Origin of the sequence: Desulfomonile tiedjei, assembly GCA_016212925.1 — a bacterium.
Taxonomy (GTDB): domain Bacteria; phylum Desulfobacterota; class Desulfomonilia; order Desulfomonilales; family Desulfomonilaceae; genus JACRDF01.
In genome coordinates this window covers 23,934-40,144 of sequence record JACRDF010000033.1, presented here as the reverse complement: position 1 = coordinate 40,144, position 16,211 = coordinate 23,934, and the positions used below count along the sequence as shown (strand labels likewise).

The 16,211-nt window shown below is 54.0% G+C and carries 10 protein-coding genes; 4 read left to right on the top strand and 6 right to left on the bottom strand.

Annotated elements, in window-relative coordinates; translation table 11 throughout:
• Positions 1-2 precede the first annotated feature (2 nt).
• Positions 3-1,781, bottom strand: coding sequence for a sigma 54-interacting transcriptional regulator (locus HY913_14390; protein ID MBI4964463.1), 1,779 nt, complete (start codon positions 1,779-1,781; stop codon positions 3-5).
• Positions 1,782-1,815: 34 nt separating this feature from the next.
• Positions 1,816-6,273 carry a hypothetical protein gene (locus HY913_14385; protein ID MBI4964462.1) on the bottom strand — a complete coding sequence of 1,486 codons (4,458 nt, stop codon included), beginning with the start codon at positions 6,271-6,273 and terminating at the stop codon, positions 1,816-1,818.
• Between the two features lie 332 nt (positions 6,274-6,605).
• On the opposite strand from HY913_14385, the gene HY913_14380 reads away from it, so the two are divergent.
• The 4 genes from HY913_14380 to HY913_14365 all read left to right on the top strand — a co-directional run bounded on the left by HY913_14380 (position 6,606) and on the right by HY913_14365 (position 10,252).
• Positions 6,606-7,358: a HesA/MoeB/ThiF family protein gene (locus tag HY913_14380; GenBank protein MBI4964461.1), complete on the top strand. Its 753-nt coding sequence runs from the start codon at positions 6,606-6,608 to the stop codon at positions 7,356-7,358.
• A gap of 346 nt (positions 7,359-7,704) precedes the next feature.
• A complete protein-coding gene (locus tag HY913_14375; protein MBI4964460.1) occupies positions 7,705-8,418 on the top strand; it encodes a nucleotidyltransferase family protein in 714 nt (237 codons plus the stop codon).
• A gap of 154 nt (positions 8,419-8,572) precedes the next feature.
• Positions 8,573-9,154: a DJ-1/PfpI family protein gene (locus tag HY913_14370; GenBank protein ID MBI4964459.1), complete on the top strand. Its 582-nt coding sequence runs from the start codon at positions 8,573-8,575 to the stop codon at positions 9,152-9,154.
• A 603-nt stretch (positions 9,155-9,757) separates the two neighbouring features.
• Positions 9,758-10,252: a hypothetical protein gene (locus HY913_14365; GenBank protein ID MBI4964458.1), complete on the top strand. Its 495-nt coding sequence runs from the start codon at positions 9,758-9,760 to the stop codon at positions 10,250-10,252.
• Between the two features lie 73 nt (positions 10,253-10,325).
• On the opposite strand, the gene HY913_14360 is transcribed toward HY913_14365, so the two are convergent.
• The 4 genes from HY913_14360 to HY913_14345 form a co-directional block, all read right to left on the bottom strand.
• A complete protein-coding gene (locus tag HY913_14360) occupies positions 10,326-11,393 on the bottom strand; it encodes a radical SAM protein (protein MBI4964457.1) in 1,068 nt (355 codons plus the stop codon).
• 33 nt (positions 11,394-11,426) lie between these two features.
• Positions 11,427-14,123, bottom strand: a complete 2,697-nt coding sequence (locus HY913_14355) for a PAS domain S-box protein (GenBank protein ID MBI4964456.1) — start codon at positions 14,121-14,123, stop codon at positions 11,427-11,429.
• Between the two features lie 282 nt (positions 14,124-14,405).
• Positions 14,406-15,188 (bottom strand): TatD family hydrolase, encoded by a 783-nt coding sequence (locus HY913_14350; protein ID MBI4964455.1) that lies wholly within the window; start codon positions 15,186-15,188, stop codon positions 14,406-14,408.
• Between the two features lie 100 nt (positions 15,189-15,288).
• Entirely contained in the window at positions 15,289-16,191 is a 903-nt protein-coding gene (locus tag HY913_14345; GenBank protein ID MBI4964454.1) for a transporter substrate-binding domain-containing protein, read from the bottom strand.
• Positions 16,192-16,211: the final 20 nt, after the last annotated feature.

Here is a 16,211-nt window from a genome sequence, read left to right as displayed (position 1 = left end):
CGTCACCAGTCCTTGAGGCCGAACTTGTTCATTTTGTTGAGGAGTCCCTGTCTCGAGAGGCCGAGGGACCTGGCAGAGAGGCTTCTATTGCCGTCGTAACGGTCAAGGGCCTGGATGATCATCTTGCGTTCGAGGGCATCAACCGCGTCTCTGAGCTTCGGCAACTCCGTGGAGGTTTTGGCCTTGAATATCTGTTCAAGGGATTGAGTAATTCGCGGGGAGAGGCATCGCACCGAAATGTTGCCACCTTCCGACGCGAGAATCTGAGCCCTTTCAATCTCGTTTTCCAGCTCCCGGACGTTCCCCGGCCAAGGATAACGGACCAGAAGATCCAGCGCCGCGGGGTCTATCCCGCGAATCATCTTTCCTGTCTGAAGGTAGAAGCGATGGAGAAAATGCTTGATCAGGGCAGGAACATCCTCAATTCTTTCTCTTAAAGGCGGAATCGTAATCGGGAACACGTGAATACGATAAAAAAGGTCCTCCCGGAAGAGCGCGCGGCGCACATGGTCCTGCAAGTCACGATTAGTCGCGGTTATAAGCCTGACGTCAACCTGCTGGGTGATGTTGTCTCCTACAGGTCTGATTTCGCCGACCTGAATAGCGCGCAGAAGCTTGACCTGCATGGCCGGAGAAGTGGCTTCGATCTCATCCAGGAACAAACTGCCTTTGTCCGCGGACCTGAAAACACCCTTATTGTCCCCGACCGCGCCTGTAAACGCCCCCTTCTTATGACCGAAAAGCTCACTTTCAATAAGTTCCGACGGGACAGCCGCGCAATTCAGGGTGATCCATGCTGCGTTGACTCGGGGGCTGAGCTGGTGTATCGCGCGCGCTACCAGCTCTTTGCCCGTTCCTGACTCCCCTTGGATCAATACGGTGGTTTCCGTGGGCGCGACTCTCCTGATAAGGGCCCGCACATCCTGAATGGCCTTTGAACTGCCGACTATCTCTTCGAGCGGCTCCTTGTGTTGAAGGGCCTGTTTCAGGTCGACGTTTTCCCGCTTCAGAATGGAAGCTCGTTCTCTTAGATCGTCCCATTCCAACGCGTGCTCTATGGATCGCGCTGCTTGCGATGCAAAGATCTCGGCTATTTCGAGATCCGCGCCTGTGAACACCCCCGCTTTCTTGTTCAAGACCTGAAAGGCGCCGATGGTCTGGCCGACCGGGGTCTGCAACGGAACGCAAAGGAGGCTCTTTGTTTGAAAGCCGGTGCGGGAATCCACGTCCTTGTTGAAGCGGGCATCATGATACGGGTCGGCTATGTTTAGAGGCTGCCTGTGGGTAAACACCCATCCGGCAATACCCGAATTCCACGGGATTCGTATCTGATAGTGCTGTAGCCCCACACCCAGATGGGAATAGAGTTCTTCGGTTTGGTTGTCCGCGAGAAAGATGGTGGCGCGTTCCGCATTCATCACCGACGGCGCTTCTCTGATAAGAAGTTCGACCAGAGACCCCATGTTGGTCTGGGTGCTCAACAGGATGCTCATTTTGAACAGGAGCGAGATCCTTTCCAGGTACGACGTGGGGGGGCGAGTCCGTGTCTTGGAGGGAGCGGACCCGAGGGACATGCCCAGGGCTTCTTTGAGCAAGGTTATGTCCATGTGGATGGTTAGCGCCTGGACCAGTTCATCCACAGAGACCTTTCCGCTCATCAGCAGCAGCTCATGAGGAGATCTGCCTGTCTCTCTCGACTCCCGGATGGCCGTGGAATAGTCTTGGCTGGTTATTCTTCCCGTTTCCAGCAGAAGCTTTCCGATTGAATGCTGATCGATCAAACGCCACTCTCCCGCGTTGTAGGAAACAGTTTTCTCAATATAAGGCTATTTCCCCTGTTTGACCGTGGATGATCATTTTAGTCCCCACCACTACGTCCCGGCCGTCGAACTTCACGGACTCGGGTTTGCCGGAAAATTTCACTATCTGCCGGACCTGCCCCACATAGACCTTGCCAAGCGCTTTGGAGATGTCAGCCGCGTGTGCTCCACGACCACCCAAGCGGCTCACCAGCGCCGTGGCCACAGGCAGGGAGAAAACCTCGTCCATGATCTCCTCCGGGATCGGATCATTGACCACAAAGACGAACCCGTCAAGTTTGTCGTGTTCCGGCATCTTCTCGTTCATGGCCTCGATGATGGAACGCGCTTTATTGATGTGCCGAAATGGGGCAATCTGATTTCTGTCGGTTACCAGGATACCGCGAAAAATGGTCCCGGACACTCCGGTGCCTTGAGCAATAACGTTGTAACCGAAGCTTTTCAAGGAGGGGACACGCTCCTTGCGCTCGCGGTCCTTGCGGACCTGCAACACAAAGACCTTCCCCTTCTCGATTGTGTATTCCACACGGATATCCATATGAAGCCGTTCCGCGGTTCTGAACAGGATCTTCGAGAGTTGCTTCCAGCCATCCGGCATCTCCGTAGCGAGACACTCTTTGGTCTTCCACGGGTCGTAAACCGGAATGGTAGCCACTTTACCGTCCACTACGTCGGTTCCTTGATCACCCAGAGCGAAGTCTCCCCGCAGGTCCATTGTGAACGGATTGTAAGAAACCACTCCAGTCCCGGAGTTGGTCAGCTCCATATTGCCGTAGACCATGCTCTGGACAATTACGGGGGTTCGCCAATTTCCCGCGATTGCCGCGGCCTCCGCGTACTTTCTGGCTGCGGTGCTCTCGTGTGAGTGCATTACAACACCCGCGCAATAAATCAGGATATCGAGGAACTTGCCCCTGTCCAGTAGGTCAATGACTTTTGGAGCCAGTTCCGCGACTCGCCTTTTGTATTCGAAGGCAAGGCTTTTCATCTGATCGGCGCTCATGTGAGCCTTGCGAATGACCCTGTACCTCGTTTTACTTTCGTCGATAAGTTCCTGAAACTCGTCTCGCTCGATACCGAATACCGATTGGCTGAATTCCTGAAGGAAACGGCGATAGCAATCGTACGCGAACCACGGATTAACCTTTTTGGCGAGACCTTCAGCAATTTCGTCATTTATTCCCACGTTGGTGATGGTGGTCATCATGCCGGGCATGCTTATCCGGCCCCCTGATCTGACAGAGCACAAGGCAGGATTCGCGGGGTCCCCGAAGGAACGGCCCGAGTGTTTGCCCAAGTTTTCCACGGCCACAGACAAGCTCTGGCGAAATTCGGTATCGCTCAGCAGCTCATCGGTGGTCTCGAGAGGCTGGTCTGTGGTGATAACGAAGTACGGAGGCGTGTTTTCGGCGAACCTGAGCAAGAGAGCCTTCAGGCCTATTCTGCACGGAGAGATCTCTTCAGCATCCGGAAAATAGAAAGGCACCGAACGAGAAGGCGTCTTGCCACGCCTTGCCACCCTTCTGCCCGATTCGGCGAGGCGCTGGTTCAGGAACAGCTCCACTTTGTCTATAAACGTTTCCAGGACCCGGAGGTTGCCGTCTCGAGCTTGCAGATCGGATATGTACAGGGTTTTCAAATAGTTCCTAAAGAAATCCGTCTCAGGGATATCCTTGAGCGTAGTAAGCTCCTTGAGCTTTCTGGGCAGTTGTTCCATAGGATGCGCGGACAAGAAGTCGTCAAACGGCTCTTCGAAGCGGTTTCGATAGAATATGTGTATATCGTCCAGTTCGCTCTTGAGAATCTTAATTAGGTCCCGCACCTTGTCAAAAGTCAATCCAAGCGCTCCCGCGCGACGGAGATCACGGCCCGCCTGGACAAGGTAGTAACTGGAATGACCGTTGACGGAGAGCCCGCGGACAAGCTGGTCCAAGAAGCTGAGCGCCTGGGGAAGGTTTTCAATGGTGATCTGCTCAAAACGCGTGTTGTTGATGCTCGTGGCCAGAGTCTCTTGCAGGGCTTCGAGACCCAGGTCCTGCGTGAAAGCCTCAAAGCGGTGTTCAATGTACGTCGCCTTTTGCGCGTAAGCATGCCCGGCCTTCTTTGCCCGAAGTATTATAGGCGTGTCAGGCTGCTCGCGCTTTATCCGTTCCATTTCCCGGGCGCTGTCTTCGGTACCTTCAGTGAGGGTCACCGCCGGCGGCATGGGTTCACGGATGTCCGGGGTAAGAAAACGCACCTTGAGGGCCTGCCTATCCTCAATGATCTGCTCCAGCCTCTCCAGGTCCTGATGGCTTCCGGGAATGGACGTGGATTCACGGACAATGAAATATTTTGTGTGCAGGCCTTTCAACAGGTCCACTACATCAAGTACCATGCGCCGAGAGAATTCCGGCCAGGTGTCATCATCCCTGTACGCTGCTGAATCCAGGGCCACTAACGCCATCATGCCGTCTTTTTCAGCCGGGTTGATTTCCAGGTCCTCGAAAATCCGGTCGGTCAGTCCTTGGATTCCCTGCATCTCCGACTCCGAGCACCACTGGTCCATGGACAAATAGGGCATGGATTCGGGCGGCATCCATTCCACAAGCGCGTCGCGATTCCCGTCCTTGAAGTATCTCAGGATGCTCTGGCAGAAATAGAAATTCTCGACGCTGCCTCGCCAGTGAATGTCTCCCCGGAGCTTGCCGAGGAAGTTCCCCAGGGGCTTTACCCCTCGGTTAGCCAACTCTTTGGCCAGGCTCGCCGCGGTGAGCCTCAGGGCATCCAGCGGACCGATGTCCTTGAGCGAGTAGGGAATAGCCTTGATCAGCGTGCGAACCAGAAAGTGGGTCACAGGGGAATTGGCTCTGAGCAGGCGCGAGATCCAGTACTGGATGAGGTCCTCGTCGCACAGGCGAATCCGGCCGATCTCGATCTGGATGGTGAGGTACGGTATCAGCCGGTGCATGATGCGTGGATTGGACGCGATAATTGCCATCAAGCTCTTGATGTGCTGGACGTGAGCCTGATTAACACCGGCTTCTTCGGCCAGTACTAGAGGTTCCCCCGTGTCGTCGTCTTCAATTGTATACTTGGTTGTCCGCGGCTGAATCAAAGGGCGCCTGACCAAATGGTCCAGCAATTCCTGGGCCATAAGTGAATAGCCGGCATTGCCCAACGTCACTCCGAGAGATTCTATTGCTCTCAAAGAAGAAACTATCTCGTCGGTATCCTGGGCGGAGTACGCTCGATCCAGCAGCAAGCTTGCAAAGGTATTGACCAGGTCTCGAGAAGCCTGCTTTCGCGTCTTTTCCAGCAGTACGACGACTTGACAAAGGCCCCGGATGAGAAGCTCCTTGACCTCCGGTTTGTCCACACATAAGATTTGACCGGCCAGGATCTCCGCGAACGCCTCCTGAACTCTTGCCGGAAGCGAATCAATCGCCTCCTGAAAAGCAGTCAGAATCGCCTGCCATTCCTGGGCCAGTCCCCTGACAAACGCTATTCCTTCGGAGATTTCAGACTCGTCGATTGACCGCTGCCCTTCCAGGACAAGACTGTAGGCTCTTTGTCTGTCCTGGACTTTGTCCAATGAGTAGCGATCGATGCGTGCTAGAATCTCCATCCGAAAACGCTCCTTGTCCGGGAAATCCTCTTCGGAAACAGTGTCGCTGAGCTTCTGAACCAGATTCGCGGGACAAGCTCTAATATCCTCCATAACTGTGAAAAGGACCTGTGCCGCCATAAGGTCAATCATCGGACGGAGCTGAAGTCGCAGATCCTCGGCTCTCCCGTTCAACGCCGAGCGAATGCCGGATATTTCGAGGGTTCGCCGCTCGAAGGAATTCACGGGCTTGGGAAAAGCCTGCCCGGCCAAAAATTCCAGGCTTCGTTCAACAAAAGGAAGGTAATTGGTCAGGAATTTATCATCGGTAGACTTGAGGATATTTTCCACAAGGCGGGACAACGCATACTCGGCCTCGGACCTCGCCTGTGCATCAAACGGTTGCGTGATTGCCGCAAAGAAATAGGCGAAAACAATCTCAAGCACGGGCGCCAAGCGTCCTTCGAGTGAATCGTCATCGCGATCCAAAGAATACCTCGATAGCGCCGCAACCACATCAACCCAGTTCGGGATGTCATTGAGCACTGGGATTAAATTCTCTCGGATGGCGTCTCGCCTGCCCTCAAACGACGTGAGATAAACCACGTTCTCCAGGGCCTCTCGCGGAAACCGGACGAACAGGGTCAGTTTCGAATCATCTTGTCGAAGGCCGATGAGATAAGGAGACGCCTCCTGCCCCGAGCGGTCCAGTACCATCAGGGCGTTTTCCAGATTTTGCACTTCCAGCGTGAAATGATTGTCCAGCCGGATTCCGGACGCGGCTATGACGGAAGCCATCCCTGCGACCTGGTAAGGATTCAGCGGCTCCCGGTCTCCGATTTGTCGAATAAGGTCTTTTGGATCCACGATTAATCTCGGTTATGCAAGCAATCTGCCAACTAAAGGGTAAATCATTGTGATTTTCACCGCAAGCAAAACAGCTAAAGCCGCGGGAAGATTGTGGGGAGGCCCTTTTTGTAAAAAGGGCCTCCCCACGCCCCTCTCCAAAAACTTCTATATCCTGCTCGCTGTATGTCCTCCGCTGACAGCGGAAGACATACAGCGACTACGATATATAGTTCTTGAAGACGACACGGGGGAAACTCTCTTACATAAGAAAGTTCCCCCCGTAAGTGCCTTGAAATTGGAGCAACACTCCTATATCCTCCAATTATCCCAACATTCTGTTCGGTTGAAAGATGGACACCGAAATCCCAAGACATAGTCGCCACATGCTTCTGCGAGTGATCGGGGAGGGCGGACAGAAGAAGATAGAGAAATCGCGGGTCTTTGTTGCAGGCCTCGGGGCCCTGGGGTCCGTCATCTCCATACTTCTGGCCAGGGCCGGAGTGGGCTTCCTGAGAATCGCGGACCATGACGCGCCGGAATTGCACAATCTCCACCGGCAAATCCTCTACGATGAAGAGGACGTCGTACGTGGATGCTCCAAGGCAGAGGCAGCCCGAGAACGCTTACATGCCGCGAACTCACAGGTGGAAATCGAAGCCGTGACCGCTCTGGTGGGGCCGGAAAACGTCGAAGCGCTCACCGAAGGAGTAGACCTGGTTGTGGACGCGCTGGACAATATCAGAGCCCGATACTTCATAAACGACATGATCCTGGCACGCGGCATCCCTTACGTGTTTGGCGGCGCCATTGAAACCGTGGGAAATGTTATGACCATCATTCCCGGGAAGACCCCGTGCCTCCGATGCCTTTGGCCGGATCCCCAGGCGGTGGACAATCATCCTCGCGCCTCCACGGTAGGAGTTCTTTCGGCAGCAGCGACCGCGGTGGCAGCCGTCGAAGTGAGCGAGGCATTGAAGATACTCGTTGGCCGGGAAAATGAAGCATTGCAGGGACTCCTGGTAATGGACCTGTGGCGCGGCCAGTTCCAATGCGCTCCTGTTGCGCCTGACCCAGCATGCCTGTGCCGGGGAGAGAAGAAATGAACATTGCGGGGAGAACCTTTTTGTAAAAAGGTTCCTCCCCGCACCCCTCTCCAAGAACTTCTCCATTTCGCTGGCCGGACAGCTTCCGCCGTCAGCGGAAGCTGTCCGGCCAGCGTAAGAAAGTTTTTCGAAAGCGCCCGAAGGAGGCTTTTATTGTGACAAGCTTTCCTGGGCACTCCTTGCTGGAAAGTTTGTTCGTATCGAACTCCTTATGGTGTTTGCCAAAGGTAATGGCCTATTGACGACTCGTCACCTTGGCGTTCGCCGGAATGACGGTATCAGGCCACCTCCAATCGGACAAAACTTTTGGCCACAGGTATAGATCGGTTTTGCCCCAAGGTATTTCATGTCCTCAGAACTACCCATTGCTGCGATGATTCTTGCCGGGGGCCTAGGCACCAGGCTTCGGTCGATTGTCAACGACCGGCCCAAGCCCATGGCCATGATCCACGGCAAGCCCTTTCTGGATATACTTATCCGGTCGCTGGCGAAAAAAGGGGTTCGGAAATTTGTCCTGCTCACGGGATATGGAGCTGAATTAATTGAGGATTATTTTAGAACTAGGCCAAATCAAGATGTCGAAATAACCGTGTCGCCCGAACCCGCGCCTCTAGGCACCGGCGGCGCGGTTAAGAATGCGGAGCAATTCGCGACTGACCCGTCTTTGTTGGTCAATGGAGACACCTTCTTTGACGTAGATGTGGGAGAACTGTTCCGGTTTCATGTGGAACGCCGGGCAAAGGTCACTCTTTCACTGCATCACGTTGCCGATGTGAGCCGATACGGCTCGGTGCTTGTCAACGACAAGGGCGCTGTCACTGGCTTCCGCGAAAAAGAGCCGAAAACAGGGGGTCCCGGGCTCATTAACGCCGGGCTGTCTCTCCTGGCCAAGGATTTCATTCAATCGTTGCCTGACGGGCCATTCTCCATGGAAGTCGATGTGTTTCCGAAATTGGCCGGGACAGGCGAAATGTTCGCTCTGCGCCAGGAAGGGCCTTTCTTCGACATCGGCACCCCTGAAAGTTACGAGGCGTTCCGAGCGTTCGTGAAAGGGCAATGATTCTCTTTCTTTAAAACAATCGGGGCATGAGAGGCGGTCGCAGAACTCCTCTGCGGAGGCTTTGAACGAAACCCGCAGGCCCTGAAACCATTTCTGGGATAAAATGAGATCCATGAGCAAGGGAGATTAATAACAAACCGGAAAGGAGAGAGACATGGGAATCAAGAAAATACTGATGCTCGTCGGTGACTACGTGGAAGACTACGAAGTCATGGTGCCTTTCCAATGTCTGTTGATGGTGGGCCACACGGTTCATGCCGTGTGTCCGGGCAAGAAGGCCGGTGAGGTTGTTCGGACCGCGGTGCACGACTTCGAAGGAGACCAGACCTACAGCGAAAAGCGAGGGCACAATTTTGCTCTCAACGCGACCTTTTCCGAAATAAGACCTGAGGATTACGATGCCCTGGTCATTCCGGGGGGACGCGCGCCGGAGTACATCCGTCTGGACGCCAATGTGGTGAGGGCTGTTAAACATTTCGCCAACGCAAACAAACCGATTGCCTCGATTTGCCACGGGGCCCAGGTGCTGGCCGCAGCCGGGGTCCTGGATGGGAAATCCTGTTCCGCTTATCCTGCCGTGGGCCCGGATGTGAACCGAGCGGGCGGCAAATGGGTTGATATTCCCATGGATAAGGCCCATGTCGAGGGCAATATGGTCACCGCGCCGGCCTGGCCCGCGCACCCGGACTGGTTGGCAAAATTTCTGCAAGTCCTCGGCACTAAGATCGAGCCGTAATACAAATGTGGGCTCACAGAGATGCCATTCCAAAACCGTGATGTTTAGCCCAAGGTTGTCAAATCACTCCTTCCCAGCGTAAGTGGAGGGTTACTCCGCGGTAATCGTTCAGTTATCCGGGGACGCTTCACCCATGCAAATAACCTCGCGTCCCGCACGGGGTCACCGCAGAGAACGCAGACCGCGCGGAGAAGAGGTAGGGGCGCACGGCCGTGCGCCCTTACACTCCGCGAGTATTTTCCCCTTGACTCAAGCAGCGCATCTGTGTCATTTAGTGCGCTTACGCAATGGATTTGGAGTCTATTAACTGGGCGGCCGCGCCGGGAGACGGTGGTGGTCTTACGAGGAAGTGACCGGGGATCACTTTCCTGTTCCGAGCCGTGCAACAAGGATCTATGCTGGGTAGGTGACTGACGGACGCATGTCAAACGGTTTTGAGAAATCCGAGGTCATCAAGAAAGATTAGACTCTTTTCTTTTTTTGACTGGAGGAAAACGAAAGTTCCCCTTGCTTTTACTCCGGTTTTTGTGTATATTTGGCGTGCCTTCTCGATGGGAGAGGCCTTTTCTGTTTAGTTGCCGAGGTCAAGGAGGTTGGAAGCGCATGAGATTGCCGGCTGGCCACGCTGGGAGGCTGTTTCTCGGCTTCACTTGCTGTATCATGTTTCTCGTGGTGTTCGCCCTGTTGATCGCTCACAACACGGAGGCTGAATCCTCGGGTTTCGCTGGCTCCGCGGTGGAAGATTACCCGATAACTATCGGGATACCAACGTCTAATCCTGAAGGTACGATAAGCTTTTACGGCAAGCTGGGCTTCAAGGCCACCGAAGGGCTCTCCAAGGGACTTGACGTTGTTTGCATGGAAAAAGAAGGGACCCCTTACAAGCTGGAAATATGCCACAACAGATTTTCGGAGGCTGGACCGCTGACGGGTGGGGTTTCCGGCATGAGCTTTCGTGTAAAGGACCTTGCGGGTTCCGTCCGTGATCTGGAAAAGAAAGGCTTATACTTCGTTGAAACCGACGGGAAACGGGACGGAGTGACCTATGCGTCTCTGAAGGACCCCAACGGAATCAGTGTCAAGTTGTTCGAGCCTTGAGCTGATCAGGAAATCAAGAACTTTCAAAACGGCGAGAGGAAACGCTCTTTCACAATGTTTCCTCTCGCCGTTTTTATTCATACTGTTTCAACTCCTGGACTATTTTTGTCATGTCGTGGGCTTCCGGAGGGAATGGAAAGTTCCTTATTTCGTTGCCCGGCTTTTCATTGCCGTATGGCCTGTTGCACGCTACTTTCCCGTCGAGGCCGGGGCACCCCGACGTCTGAAAAGGTTCGCCCGCGTCTATAATCCTTTGCAGCTCCTGTTGCGGAAGACCAAAAGTCAGAATTCTTTGCGTTTTGTCGAATTCCATCTGATCCGAGCGGATCATGTCCTTGTCTATCAACCAGCGCGCCAACTGCACGCGGCGGTAACTCCCCATTGAAGGTGGGGGGTCTTTTTCCATGGCCGAGCCCTTCTCCGGGAAAAAGGAGAAAAGGTGAGTGCAGCCTCCCATGGATCGTGCCCGCGAGATGGCCGAGACCATCTGCTGTTCGGTTTCGCCTAATCCGCAGATAAGGTGCACGCCCGCCATTCCCTGACCGAAGACCTGCAAACTCTGTTCGTAAATCTTCCAGTACTTTTCCCACCGATGGGGTCCATGGACAGCCTTGCCTCGCAAACGCTCGAAGATCTCCGGCGTGGCTGCATCCACGGCAACTCCAATGCGGTCGGCTCCGGCGTCCTTCATAGCCTTCAAATCGTCGAGAAGAAGCATTGTCGGAGAAATTAGCAAGGAAACCGGTTTGCCGGTCAAATCTCTCACACCGCGGCAAATCGAAAGCACATCGTCCCTGCAACGGGCATGGGTGATCATTGATATGCAAACTCGTCCCACATGTTCAGGGGCAGTCTTGATGGCTTCAAGAACATCTTGGGTTGGAAATGTCCGCCAAGGCACGCGGATAAATTTCCGCTCGGAAGGTGCTTTGTTTTTCTCTCCGGCAAGCCCGCAAAACGCGCAGTTCGCGCGGCAGCCCTCCGAATACGTAAGCAGCAAGTTTATACACCCGAGCTTGGCGTTTCGGTAAAACCATCCGGGCACCAAACCCAGAGTCATGGCCGCGGCCAGTGAAAGCCGCACATATTCCGGGCTCTCACATTCCTGTTCGGTTTCCAGTCTAGCCCGGAATACGTTCATTTCGCGATTGCCTCCTCCGGTTGAATTCGTTCCTTACTCGACCGTCGCGTCAAGAGATAGAACAGTACCAATGACATCCGATAATTCGTCTGTTTTGAAGGGCTTCTGAATGAAGCCTGCAACTCCTTGGTCCAGAGTATCGCGGACCTCTCCGTCTTTTGAAAACCCCGTCGAGAGTATCGCCTTGATCGAGGGATTGATCTGTTTCATTCCCAGAAAGGTCTCTCTCCCGCTCAATCGGGGCATGATCATATCCACAATGACCAGATCTATCTTTCGCCACTGTTTACGATAGATTTCCAAACCTTCGACGCCGTCACGAGCCGACAACACCTTGAAACCCATTTCCTGGAGCATTTCCGACAGCAGTTGCTGCATAATTTCCTCGTCGTCGATCACCAGGATCGTCCCGGGGCCGCATGTCAATCTCTTTTTGGCGACCAACTTCATCTCGGTTTCGGGGCTTTTCTTTAAGGGGAGCAGGACGGTGAAAACGGATCCGCGACCCGGCTCCGAATAGACCTTCACTATTCCGCCATGACTCTTAACTGCGCCGTAAACCATTGAAAGCCCCAGTCCGGTGCCTTTCCCCTCCTCTTTGGTGGTGAAGAACGGCTCGAAGAGGCGCTCCATAACTTGAGGGCTCATCCCCTCACCGGTGTCCTCAACCGATATTTGGAGAAAAGATCCTGGAAACAATCCCTTGTAGATGCGGCTGGAGTTTGCATCGATTTCAACAACCTCGGTGGTTATGGACAAGCGTCCGCCCTTGGGCATGGCATCCTTAGCATTTATGCTCAAGTTCATTAATACCTGCTGAATTTGGCCCGGATCTCCCTCAACAGTATAGGCCTCAGCGCGCTTGTCGGTCACGACGGATATTTTTCTGTCCACGGTTCGTTTCAAAATGTCCACAACATCGTCTATGTGTTGGTGGATATCGACGCTCTGCACGAATCGCTTGCCTTTTCGCGAGAATGCAAGCAACTGGCCGGCCAGATTAGCTCCCCTTTCCGCGCTTTTTTCGATCATGTCCACGTAGTGGGCCAGTTGCGATTCAGGTCCTACGAATTTCCTCATGAGCGAAGCGTACCCCAGGACACCGCTCAATATGTTGTTGAAGTCGTGAGCGATCCCTCCTGCAAGTGTTCCGATGGCTTCCATCTTCTGCGATTGTTGCAGTTGGGCTTCCAGCTTTTTGAGTTCGCTGATGTCCGTATAAATGCCGATTGCGCCTTTGTAATTGTTCTTTTCATCGAAGTATGGAGTGCCGCTGATCACCATATGGCGCGGGGTTCCTTCAAGGTCCGTTATTGTGGCAAAATAAGTCGAGCTTATTCCTTTCAAACGAAGCCCGATATGCTCCTCCAGTATTTTCCGGTTCTCCTCATCGTAATAGTCAAACAGTCGTTTTCCTTCCGGATGAGGGTCTTTCAGGATCTCTTTCATTCTCGGATTACAAAACTGAAGCCTGGAGTCTTCATCAATGTAAGTGATGCCGTCGTGGGCGTTTTCCACAAGAATCTCGAATTTTGCCTCAGACTCCTTCAGTTTCTTTTTCATGAGCACGCGATCGGTAACATCTCGCGCCATCCCCACCACGTAGTGGGGACGATCCCCCGGACGAATTGCAACGCTGCGATATTCCAGGTAATGTATGCTGCCGTCTTTGGCCAGGTATTGCGACAATCCTTCCGAAAAACCGCCGTCCGTGACCTTTTCCAAGTTGCCCGCAATTTGCTTGCTCACCTCATGCGGAATGAGGTCTCGGATGTTCCTGCCAACAAGTTCCTCCGGTTCATATCCCATCGACCGGGCCGCGGCCCTGTTAACTCCCAGCACGTTTCCCTTGGCGTCAAGCGTGTATACGAAGTCAGTCAGGTGCTCCAGCAGGCCAAGATACCGTTCTTCGGAGATCCGGCGGGCCGACCAAGCAAGGAAAAGCTGGGAACAGTCCTCGCAAACAACTACACGTTTTCCGTCAGTGAGCGGAAAGAACTTGAACCGAATCTTCTTTGACGTTCCGTCTTTGGATTGTGCTTCGCAGCAAGGTTCCAGGGATTCGGGGGAGGCCAGGCCTTCAAGGCCGCCCAAAAAGGCGTCCTGAATTACTTCCATTGACGCAGAATCATCCAGCACGCGCTCCATCCACTTGTCCAGGCTGGGCACCTCGTCAACGGAATAGCCGAACATGGCTACAAATGTAGGATTGAAGTACTCAAAACTGCCACTCGAATCCAGGATGGCCAACCCAATGGGTGTTTTCTCGGTAAGTAACCGGAATTTTTCCTCGCTGTCCCGGAGTTGCTGTTCAGCCTGCTTGAGAAGAGTCACGTCCTGGACAACGGCCATTCCGTGCTCCAGGTTCCCTTTGCTGTCTGTCACCGGAAACGCTATGGTCTTGGTCCAGATTCTTTTGTTCCACTTGGAGACGTAGAGGGTCTCGATCTGTTGGGGACCCCCGGAATCCAAAGCTTTTGCCAGCACTTCGGATATTCCGGCTTCGATCATATTCTGGAACTTGAATAGATTGACCTGTTTCGTGGCTGCCACAGAGGGGGACCCGAGCAGATCGACGAGAAAGCGATTCGCGCTGATGATTTTGCCCTCACGAGAATAAGTCAGTATGCCGAGCGGGGCCTTCTCGAAAAGGATTTTTAATTCACCCAGTTGGCTTTCTCTTTGGGTTTTCGCGGCTTTGCTCGCGCCGCGCCGACTACTTTCCGGCATATTGCCACCTTCGGTCACTAGAATAGTAGAAAGGGTCTCCACGAGCCGTCAGTGGAGATACTGAAAGGACTGGAGCGTCCATACCGTCTCGCATTTGCGGGACCACAAACAAGGGATTTCCGCCGCCTCGATCTGCGGGATTAGGTAGATTTTATACGATTGAGGCCGGAGTGTGAACTCTTATTTCAACAACCCTTTCACGGACTTATGGATTAAGGCCCAAGAATGACCCTGTGAGCCATTTTCTGCAAACTTGTGAACGTGCCGATACCATGAAAGAAATCACGTCCCGTACTCTCGAGGCAAATTGAAGAGCCGGATTGCGTTGGCCGTGGTGATTTCCGAGATTTGCTCCAGCGAGACCCCTCGGACTTCCGCCACCCTTCGCGCGGTGTGCACGATGAACGCGGGCTCATTGTCCTTTCCCCTCATGGGCTCCGGCGAAAGGAAAGGGCAATCCGTTTCGAGCAGCAGCCTTTCAGGTGGAAGCTCTGCAACAATGGACCGCAGGATTTCGTTCTTCTTGTACGTTACCGTACCGGGAATGGAAATGTGGAACCCCAGGTCCATAGCGCGCCTGGCATCCTCCAATGTACCTGAAAAACAGTGAATAACGCCTCCAGCCGGAAACGGCGCAGCCGCTTCGAGCATTGCAAGGCCTTCGGAATAAGCGTCCCTTAGATGAATTACCACCGGCTTTCCAAGCGCCTTGGCAAGTACGAGCTGGTCTCCGAAAACCGCCAGTTGAGAGTCGCGAGGTGATCGGTTCCGAAAGAAATCCAGCCCGACTTCACCGTACCCCACTACTTTGGGCCCGCGTGCTAATGCCTCCATTTGGGTCAGGCCGTTGTCCCCCACGTCCTTGGCGTTGTGAGGATGGAATCCGACACAAGCGAAAACCCGATTGTATCGCGCGGCTATATCCAGCGCGATTTTTGCGTCTTCCAAGTCGATTCCCACGGTAACGATCACGGCGACGCCCGCGGCCAATGCACGTTCTACAACCGCGCCGGGATTGTTAACCAGAGGCTCCAACTCCAAGTGAGCATGAGAATCAATCAGCATTGGATTTACGTCCCGCAATTTTCGTTTCGCGATGTCACGTGTCCTCCCGGCTTACGTGAAGGCTTTCCAAGTCGATGTCCATTCCCGACCGCTCTTAAATTCACTTGTCGGCCCTGTTTATGTCGAGAAAATAATCCTGTAGCCACTTCTTTTTCAAGCTCTCCAGGCGTCCGTCCCCTTTAATTTGGCCTATGAAGTGATTCAACCAGTTCAGCCAATGCAGATCGTCCGGCCGCACGGCCCAGGAAATGGGCTCGTAGGTGATCGGCTTGAAGCGGCCGGTCAAGGCCTGTGGGTACATGGCGCACGCCAAACGAATCGAGAACTCCTGGTCGATAAACGCGTGAGCCCGCCGATCCAGCACCTCACCGATGGATCCCTTCCTGTCCGGGAACTCCCGGTGCGAAGCCTTGGGTAGAAGCTCTCGAATGCGGAGTTCCCCCATCCCGCCTGGGGTCGACACAATGAAAACTCCCTGTTTATTCAGGCTTTCCAGGTCTTTGAACTGCCCCTCGCTGGATGAGTGGACCAGAAACATCCTCCCTGTTTCCACCACTGGGGCCGTAAAGAGTACCTGGAGGTTTCTCTCGGAAGTGACACTCATTCCCGACATCACCACGTCAGTTCCACCCTCCAGGAGGGATGGGATCAACTCTTGCCACGTGAGCCGCACCACCCTGAGGACTACGTTCAACCTGCGGGCGGCCATCTCGGCAAGGTCAACTTCCAACCCTATGAGATCCCCCTGGTTTCCTTGCATCTGGAAGGGAACGTATCCGACCTGCATACCCACCCGGAGTTCCCCGCGCCGAGTTATCGCCTCAAGGGCACTGGCAGTCGCGGCTTCTTTTACCGCGGGCACTTCTGCTGGAGGTTTTTCACGGACCTCGCTTTTCGCCTGGACTTTCTCTTTGGAAGCGGGACTCTGGCACGATGGCATTGCCAGGCTGCCGACTATGACGAGCAGGGTCACCAATAGAGTTCCGGCCGGAATTCTGTTCATTTTGAAACTTTTCTATTATA

Coding starts and splice junctions, on each gene's coding strand:
- HY913_14375 (MBI4964460.1), top strand. CDS start 7,705: ATGTCCTCAGAACTACCCATTGCTGCGATGATTCTTGCCGGGGGCCTA.
- HY913_14345 (MBI4964454.1), bottom strand. CDS start 16,191: ATGAACAGAATTCCGGCCGGAACTCTATTGGTGACCCTGCTCGTCATA.
- HY913_14350 (MBI4964455.1), bottom strand. CDS start 15,188: ATGCTGATTGATTCTCATGCTCACTTGGAGTTGGAGCCTCTGGTTAAC.
- HY913_14380 (MBI4964461.1), top strand. CDS start 6,606: ATGGACACCGAAATCCCAAGACATAGTCGCCACATGCTTCTGCGAGTG.
- HY913_14355 (MBI4964456.1), bottom strand. CDS start 14,123: ATGCCGGAAAGTAGTCGGCGCGGCGCGAGCAAAGCCGCGAAAACCCAA.
- HY913_14370 (MBI4964459.1), top strand. CDS start 8,573: ATGGGAATCAAGAAAATACTGATGCTCGTCGGTGACTACGTGGAAGAC.
- HY913_14360 (MBI4964457.1), bottom strand. CDS start 11,393: ATGAACGTATTCCGGGCTAGACTGGAAACCGAACAGGAATGTGAGAGC.
- HY913_14365 (MBI4964458.1), top strand. CDS start 9,758: ATGAGATTGCCGGCTGGCCACGCTGGGAGGCTGTTTCTCGGCTTCACT.